Below are 7,991 nucleotides of genomic sequence, written 5' to 3'. Positions count from 1 at the left end.
AAGCATCCGGTGGATCATGTGATTGGCTAAACAGTTTGAGCCTTTGCCCCATTTTAACCTTTTGGCGTGATGTGGAACCGAATGGCAGGATTGATTTCGCGTCTGAGACGATTGCGCCATTCGGATCAGGCGGTTGCCGCGCATGTGCGGGAAACGCTGACCCAGTCGCTGTACGCATCTCCGCAGTCGCTGGTGATTGGCGCGATGACAAGCAGCGTGATCGTCGTAGTGGTTGCTGTGATAAGCGATCGTGCTGCAATGTTGGCGTGCGCATTGGCAATCCTAGTTGTTGCAGGCATTCGCATTGTTGATGCATTGCGGTTGTTTCCCTTGCTCAGCAAGGATCGCGCAAGCTGCTTCGGCGGCAAGCGGCAGGAACTATTATATCGCTTTGGTGCGCTTGCATACTCGGGCCTTCTCGGCACCTTCGGCTTCTTGACGCTTATCGGGACCGACGACGGGGATCTGCAGCTGCTCGCGGTGACGACGGCGGTTGGATATGCGGCTGGGATCGCAGGCCGCAATGCCGGTCGCCCCTGGATCGCGTTGTCCCAGTTGTGCTTGGCCGCAGTACCACTTGCTCTGGGCCTGTTCCTGACGTTCGAGCCGTTGAAAGCGGTTCTTGCCCTCGTCATCCTGTTCTTCGTCGTGGCAATGATGGACATCACGCTTCAGACTTACGGCGTCATCCTGCGCGCCACCGTGGCTTCGACGGAAAAGACCGCATTGGCAGAGCATCATGCTGCGGTGGCACGGCGAGATGATTTGACCGGAGTGGCCAATCGCACTGCCTTTCGTGAACGCTACGAGGCTCAACTGGAAGCGCTGATCTGGTCGGAAGAAAGCGAGCGCCAAGGCTTGGCCATCTATTGGCTCGATCTCGACAAGTTCAAGGAGATCAACGACAGCTTTGGACATCTGGCCGGCAACGCGCTCTTGTCAGGCATCGCCAGACGGTTGGACGAGGCCTTTGGTATAGATGGAATAGTGGCGCGATTGGGGGGTGACGAATTTGCTGTTGTCTGCGCGATCCGCGACAAGGAAGAGGCAATCGGCATTGGCCGTCGCATTCTTGATCTCGTAGAATCTCCCGTGCATCATGATGCCCGACATTTGAACGTCAGTGCCTCGATCGGTATCGCCATTGCCCCGGCGGACGGGACAGACGCGGACACGCTTCTGAAAAACGCGGATCTCGCTCTTTACCGAGCCAAAGACAGCGGACGGGGCGTTATGCGTTTTTACGAACCCGTAATGGACGAAAAGATCGAACGTGCCCGTGATTTGGCCGCCGAGATACAAGGCGCTCTTGGTCGCGGCGAATTTTATCTCGTGTTCCAGCCGATCTTCAACTTGAATGGCGGTGGGGTTCAGTCCTGCGAAGCCTTGCTGCGCTGGAACAACCGTAGATACGGGCAGGTGTCACCGGGCGAGTTTATTCCGATCGCCGAAGGTAACGGGTTCATCGTCCAGATTGGCGGCTGGGTAATTCAGGAAGCGTGTCGCACCGCAAGCCAGTGGCCCAACGGCGTCACGATTGCGGTAAACCTATCCCCGATCCAGTTGCGTTCCGCCAATCTGCGAGCTGTCATTGTGAATGCCCTGGCGGCAAGCGGCCTAGCCGCCGAGCGGCTGGAACTTGAGGTCACGGAATCAGTGCTTCTCGAAGACATTGATGGCTCGCTTGGAGCGTTGCAGGCTATCAACCTGCTGCACGTTCAAACTACGCTTGATGACTTCGGCACGGGATATTCCTCACTCAGCTACCTTTCCAAATTTCCGTTCCAGACGCTCAAGATTGACCGCTCCTTCATTGCCGATCTCGACCAGAGCTCCGCGTCAGTGGCAATCGTGCAAGCGGTGATCGATCTTGCCGCCAAGCTCGGAATGCGCACCATAGCAGAAGGGGTCGAGACGGCCGCTCAGCTTGCACAGCTTCGTCGGACACAATGCGATGCGGTGCAGGGATACTGGCTGAGCCGTCCGATACCGGCAAGCATGGTTACGACGATGCTTGCCGGTGAGACCCCCAACACCGGCTGCAGGGCGTCTCCGGGCGCTAGCCCAAGTTAGGGATGGGACGGCTTGTTAAGAAGTCTGGTCTGCGCACCAACTAGCCTCCGCATGAGCTTCAAATCGGTCTCACTGAGACGCAGTGCAGCATCTGCCCAGAGATCCACAACTGCCTCCAACTCGCACAGCGATAGCGGGTTCACGGAGCGCGATGCTTCATAAATAGCACAATGTCCGCTATGACGCCGTCGGTTTTGCCGCACGTACAGCTCTACTTCCGCACGGCCATTTCCGCGGTCCGCAAGACCGTGGACGATCCCGAGATCGTACAGTTCTTCAGCTGAATAGGATCGACCGCTCAAGATCATCTGTTCGGCCCGCGCAGCACCGAGCCGACGGGACAGGAAGCAGTGAGCGCCCATGCCTGGAAACAGTCCGAAGGCGGTTTCGGGCAAGCTAAACTGGGTTCCACGCTCGGCGATGACGACGTTGAACGATAGCAAGGCCTCGAACCCGCCTCCCAAAGCGTCCCCCTCCACCAGGGCGATCGTTACGATGGGCAGGTCGAGACTGAGCATGTTGCGATGAAGAATGCGTACACAGGCTCGTCCGTACCGAACCAACGCTGCTTGATCCCGCGCACGAATATGTGCCTCAAACAGATCCAGATCGCCACCAAGGGAGAACACGCCGGGAAAGCGCGAACCGAGCACAAGATACCTTACCGGTACCGCACCCGATGCCGTGGCTATCGCAATATCGTTTTGCCATTGATCAAATTGGGCAAGCAGGGTTGGATTAAAACTCGGTCGAACGCGCTGATCCATATACGTCCATAGCGTCTCAAGGTTCGGGTCGAAGCTAACGTCGAGATCGTCGTAGTCGAAATGCGCGATGCTTCTGTTGGCGTTGCTGTCATTTAGCACCGGAGGAACGGAATGATTGCCTGCCCGAACAATTGGAGGGTACTGAATTGACATGATAATTACCTTTCTACGTGCAGCGTATCGCTGCTCGCAAACGGTAGGCCGACACAGATAAGAAAGGCGATGCCTGGGATCGCAACAGGCTTGGACAACCAGATTGCCACTGAACGACTGTACTAAAGTTTATTCGCAGCCTCGTTCGCAGCGGGCAGTTGGTCTGGTCGGAACGTCTGCGTCCCGCCCGGCGGTGGACGTTACGTGCTACTCGCCGTGGTAACAAACGGTACCGGGTATAAGCACGCTGATGGCGCGTGGTAAAACCGCCAGAAGCCATCTTACTTTTATTCATCGGCCAGCTCGTTCCATCGACGGGCGGACGGTTACTCGTTTCTCGGCAATGAACGGTGGCCTAACTTCGCGTACAGCTCAACGTAAGGCGTCTAGTGCATAAGCATAAGGCTGAATCACCGGCCATCATGGGCACGGCGGTAAGTTTTATGCGGGAGAACCAACATGGATGATAAAGGAGAAGTTCGATCGTTATGGATCGTTGCGTTTTTCCTACCGTTATGGGTGTTGTACTTCGCTGCGAAAGCGTTTGTTAGATGGATGGATGATAACATTTAATTTGAAAGATAGTTGTTTGACCCTATGCGTCCGTCTGCCCTCTGTGCCAGCAGCTCCGCACAGGCCCATCGTAGATAGCAGCTAAGCTTTCTAACGGCATGCTACCGCCCCCCCCCCCCGTGGGGCATGGCCGGTCGCAGCATGGCCCGATCGCAGGGCTCGGAGGCTGCCTCGCTCAACGAGGTAGTGACAATGCTTGTTGATCGCTTGTCGGGACCGCCGCGCCCCCCGCGGGTAGGGGCAACTGACCGTCGAGCGCAACCTACCTGAAGAGCCGAGCACAATAGCAAGGCGGCCTACCGGCCACGCTTACAGCGCAACGTCAATCATCGCGTTCCAACGCGTTACAGCGAAATTTCGATCGAAATTTGCCACAGCCGACATTTGTAGGTCTGGCTCGCGCATGGCGATAAGAACGAAACGCGCGGTCAGTTCAAAGCTTCGCCACATCGGCTTTCCGTTATAAACGGTATTCTCTGAAAGACCGTCCGCTCTGCACAGAGTGCGTGCTACCCGCTCAATCATATCCATATACGATCGCCGAGACAAATTGCTTCTGGCGCCGTCTCAGTCAAACAGAGTACGAGCATTTTATTCGGGCTACCGTTCGGCACACTACTGCGATGACAGCCGTCACCGTTCAGACTGCCGAGGCGATCTGAATCAGTAGGCAAAGCGTACACTCTCGAATATTTCTGCCAACTTAATGTCGATATGCAAAAAGTGCGCAGGGCGGCGCTTCGTATGGCGGCAATCTGACCTTTATTCCGTCGGCAGTTCCTGAGACCGCCACCTGGATGATGATGCTAGCAGGCTTCGGCATGATGGGCGCAGGCCTGCGCTATCGTCGTCGTAGCTCGACTGTCGCTTTTGCATAAGCGTAACGCAGGAAATGCCGCCGGTGAAAACCGGCGGCATTTTTTGTCTGTCAAAGATCCGTCAGGAAGATCTTTACCAGCGCGTTGCCGTCCATCGTGCGCTGAATCGCGTCGTCCGAGGTCAGTTCCTCGGCCAGCTCCAGCGCATCCTCACGCGAGAAAAAGAGCGAGTATAGCGACCGCGGTGTCCTGTCGGATATCGCATTGCTCGTTGCGGCCTCTATGCGCGGACGAATGCTCGCAATTTCCAGTCGCATAAGCTGCGACGGCGCTGCAACGCTTTCGTTGGTTCGCGGGGCGCCGATTGGCTTGAAACCAAGCATCGCTTCGTAGAAGCGGCGATGCCGCGGATTGACCTCGATAAACAGGTCGGTGCAGCGATGGTGGTGGTATCCGTAGATGAAGACAATGTGAAACAGAGCCGCCAACAGAGGCTTGGACGGCAAGTTCGTCTCGAACGCCAGTCGACTCAGTTCACAAATCTTGCGTCCCTCGGTGTGACGGAACGCATCAAGCTCCTCGGCAAAGATTTTGTCAGCTGCCAATCCGACATCAGAGTCAACTACGAGCGTGACCGTACCAAGCACCTCCGACTGCGCAGACGCTGTAAAGGTGGCACTGGCACGGTGGGACGGCAGAGCATGATGGCTGCCATATCCCCGCCAAGCGTAACGCTTGTTGATCAGCGAGCACGCACTGTCACGTCGATCACTTGTGTCAGCAAGCTCGATATCCACGGCCTGACTGAATACGCTTGGGACAAGTTTAGCGCGCTGTTCGTCTGGAAGACGATCTTCAAACCCTGGTTTGGCTTGCCCCATTGCTGCGGCAGAGAAACGAGCTTCAGGTTGAATAAACACCACAAACCCCCGGAAAAGTGCAGCGCGCGTCGCTGATCACGGACTTTATCTGAGGTATGGGTCCATAAGAACGGATTGATGGATTGCCTTACCAGACAATCCACCCTGCTCATTCATGGTTAACGAGCACTAGCACTGTAGATAGCGATTTCGGTCAAACGTGCTAATTGTAGGATTAACGCATTTAGATCATAGGGAATTTGGCTAAGCGTCATCAAAACGGAGGACTTTCAAAATGCAAGACTTAGTGCAGCGTCAGAACGCTTCCGTGAGGAAGCCAATAACTGACAATCGAGTCAGCAATTGTCGGATCGTTATAACATGCACCGTCTAACCACGCCGTGATGCGCACGTCATCCGCCACAACGGTTGTGTCAGCGGTCGCAGTTCCCGAATGGGTCGCTGCAAACCCGGCCTCAAAGGTTTCGGCCAGTTCGTCGAGATATCGATCACATAGCATGGCGTTGCAACGATACGGTTACAGGCTTGTTCCAGCTAGAGCTAAGTTTCAGAGAACATTGCATAAACATCGCACAAATGCCTCTGACAGTGGAGCGTTGCGCCGCCCTATACCGATCCACGCCAGTAGCAATGGGAAAACGCAGCGCCTCCCCACTTGTATCGAACGACGGACATATCGGCCACGTTCGTCGCACACCGCTTAGTCTGCTGATCCCGACTTTGCCGGGCGACCACGCTTTGGCGCGTCCGCTGAGGCCGGCGGCTTTGCCGCGACTTTCTGCCCGGGTTTACGGCCAAGACCGATCTTTTTAGCCATGTCGCGCCGCATCGCCGAATAGGCCGGTGCCGTCATTGGGTAGTCAGCCTTCAACCCGTAACGGGCACGATATTCGCTCGCCGTAAGACCATTGGTTGTGAGATGCCGCGTCAAGGTTTTGTACGGCTTGCCATCAATCATCGAGATGATGACATCCGGATTGGACAACGACTTTCGTGGAGTAACCGCACCAGTGAACTCCGTAGCGCTTTCCTCATTCGAACTTTCGGTTGGCGCGTTGGTGAGGCCATTAACCGCGTTGTACATAGACTGTAGGAATGTCGGAACATCCTCCGCCGAAGTCCGGGTGTTTACATTTGAAAGCCACGCCATCGTCAATTCCGCGGCTAGCTTAACTGAGTTTGTAGGTTCGTCTGACATAGAAGATCCTTCTGGCCAGCGATCTAAGGATACGATCTTAAACTGGCGCTGAACACGATAAATGACATATTGTTTAACAAGTTACCATGAATGCGCACCGCATCGTAAGCCATCTAAGGTTGCTTAGTAATGACTTTCTTCATAGCTTCTACTGCACACGTTTCCAAATAATCTTGGCCGCCTAGGTTCCAGTTCAGTTTCGGCTTGCGCGATGTGACGCACAATGCGCCTATAAGATATCCGTTGCTGTCTCGCATTCCCGCAGCAGCGTAGAAGTCTATGTCACCGTCCTCGACCAGCGGATAAGTGGCGAACCGCCCGTCACTTTTCGCACTTGGTACGATTAGTGTATCTATATCGCCGTGGATCATGTGGCCGACAAAGGATGTGGATCGGTTAAAGACGCCCGAACGCGCTCGGTCCTGCGCGATAACGAACACGTTATAGTGGCTCACGGCACAGATTATCGCGGTCTCGACCCGACAGTGAATGCGTGCGCGTCGCGCCAGATCCATCAGCACCGGATCGCCAACCAAATTTAATATACCTGACGCCTCTGTCGCCTTTTGACGCTCGGCCTCGTTGCCGGGCATGCCAGCCGAATTGTAGGAAGTGATGTTCATTGTTTGAGCTTGTTCACGTTACGTTGAGCAATTCGCTACCAAGAGAATCTTTGCTGCTTGCTGAATATCCGCACAAAGTATGATCCGTCCTAAAAACGTACAGTTGTTCGGCGTTGATGTCAGATGTCTGAGGCGGACTTCAAACCTGACGACTGTAAAAATGGACTGTGAAAACGCGCATGATGGCAACCGGCGAACGGATCGATGAAACAGGAACGCTGATACAAGCCGGAGGTGTGATCTTTTTCCGGCGTGACCATGGGGGCCGTTACCAGCTCGAGCTGCACCGTTTGCCTGTGGACCTAATTCAAAAGCGGGTACGTTTGATTGGTACGTTGGTTGGCCCGATGCTCGTACATGCCGAGGGCGTAGCTCCGGCCTGAATAACAGGAATTGCTTTTTTACGATTAACCGCAATTCCGATTCAGCTCGACTCATACCGATTGTCAGGATCATGTCGCTGGGGATCATACCTCCATGGGACACATCATTACGCACGCTTGCGGCCACGGCCAGATCCACCACCTCGCGGGCTATGCCCGACAACAGGAGCAGAAGGCGAAGTGGTTAGAAACCACGCGTTGCCGCGAGTGCTTTATTTCTGACAAACAAGCTGTCCAGGCGGAAACAGCTGCCAGCGATATTGCAGCTGTAGCCCATCTTGCACTGCCCGCGCTCAGCGGCAGCGATCGCCAGATTGCCTGGGCGGCATCTCTGCGAGCGGCTCGCCTCATAGCTACGACATCGCACGAGGGCAGTGATACCACCGTGACCGCGTGGGTGAGACACTTGACTGACGCAAAATGGTGGATTGACGGGCGCGGTCTAACCGACGTCGAATGGCTTAACCAAGCCAAGCAAGTCGTTGCCGCATGTTTTCCAACCTTACGCGGAACCCAGACCCT

At 55.2% G+C, this 7,991-nt stretch carries 8 protein-coding genes and 1 pseudogene; 4 read left to right on the top strand and 5 right to left on the bottom strand.

What is annotated here, in order from left to right:
- Positions 1–81 precede the first annotated feature (81 nt).
- Entirely contained in the window at positions 82–2,073 is a 1,992-nt protein-coding gene (locus QBJ92_RS20205) for a putative bifunctional diguanylate cyclase/phosphodiesterase (protein WP_277971483.1), read from the top strand.
- On the opposite strand, the gene QBJ92_RS20200 is transcribed toward QBJ92_RS20205, so the two are convergent.
- Both QBJ92_RS20200 and QBJ92_RS20195 read right to left on the bottom strand, forming a co-directional pair.
- Positions 2,070–2,993 (bottom strand): crotonase/enoyl-CoA hydratase family protein, encoded by a 924-nt coding sequence (locus QBJ92_RS20200; protein ID WP_277971482.1) that lies wholly within the window; start codon positions 2,991–2,993, stop codon positions 2,070–2,072. The genes QBJ92_RS20205 and QBJ92_RS20200 overlap by 4 nt on opposite strands.
- An 882-nt stretch (positions 2,994–3,875) precedes the next feature.
- Positions 3,876–4,097, bottom strand: a complete 222-nt coding sequence (locus tag QBJ92_RS20195; protein ID WP_277971481.1) for a hypothetical protein — start codon at positions 4,095–4,097, stop codon at positions 3,876–3,878.
- Between the two features lie 212 nt (positions 4,098–4,309).
- Here QBJ92_RS20195 and QBJ92_RS20190 point away from each other — a divergent pair.
- Positions 4,310–4,444: pseudogene (locus tag QBJ92_RS20190) on the top strand (PEPxxWA-CTERM sorting domain-containing protein); the annotation flags it as partial.
- A gap of 50 nt (positions 4,445–4,494) precedes the next feature.
- Here the strand turns inward: QBJ92_RS20190 and QBJ92_RS20185 are convergent.
- The 3 genes from QBJ92_RS20185 to QBJ92_RS20175 form a co-directional block, all read right to left on the bottom strand.
- On the bottom strand, positions 4,495–5,304 hold the full coding sequence (locus QBJ92_RS20185) for an N-acyl amino acid synthase FeeM domain-containing protein (RefSeq protein WP_277971480.1): 810 nt from the start codon (positions 5,302–5,304) through the stop codon (positions 4,495–4,497).
- A gap of 661 nt (positions 5,305–5,965) precedes the next feature.
- Positions 5,966–6,463, bottom strand: a complete 498-nt coding sequence (locus tag QBJ92_RS20180; protein WP_277971479.1) for a MucR family transcriptional regulator — start codon at positions 6,461–6,463, stop codon at positions 5,966–5,968.
- A gap of 113 nt (positions 6,464–6,576) precedes the next feature.
- A complete protein-coding gene (locus tag QBJ92_RS20175; RefSeq protein ID WP_277971478.1) occupies positions 6,577–7,086 on the bottom strand; it encodes a hypothetical protein in 510 nt (169 codons plus the stop codon).
- Between the two features lie 179 nt (positions 7,087–7,265).
- On the opposite strand from QBJ92_RS20175, the gene QBJ92_RS20170 reads away from it, so the two are divergent.
- Together QBJ92_RS20170 and QBJ92_RS20165 are read left to right on the top strand one after the other, a co-directional pair.
- Positions 7,266–7,469 carry a DUF5818 domain-containing protein gene (locus QBJ92_RS20170; RefSeq protein ID WP_277971477.1) on the top strand — a complete coding sequence of 68 codons (204 nt, stop codon included), beginning with the start codon at positions 7,266–7,268 and terminating at the stop codon, positions 7,467–7,469.
- A 94-nt stretch (positions 7,470–7,563) separates the two neighbouring features.
- Positions 7,564–7,991: hypothetical protein (locus QBJ92_RS20165; protein ID WP_277971476.1), on the top strand; the 428-nt coding region annotated here is incomplete at its 3' end.

The sequence above is a fragment of the Sphingomonas echinoides genome, assembly GCF_029623395.1.
In the GTDB taxonomy this organism is placed as follows: domain Bacteria; phylum Pseudomonadota; class Alphaproteobacteria; order Sphingomonadales; family Sphingomonadaceae; genus Sphingomonas; species Sphingomonas echinoides_A.
Note: the sequence above shows the minus strand (reverse complement) of the source record. Positions and strands in the feature narration are given on the sequence as shown.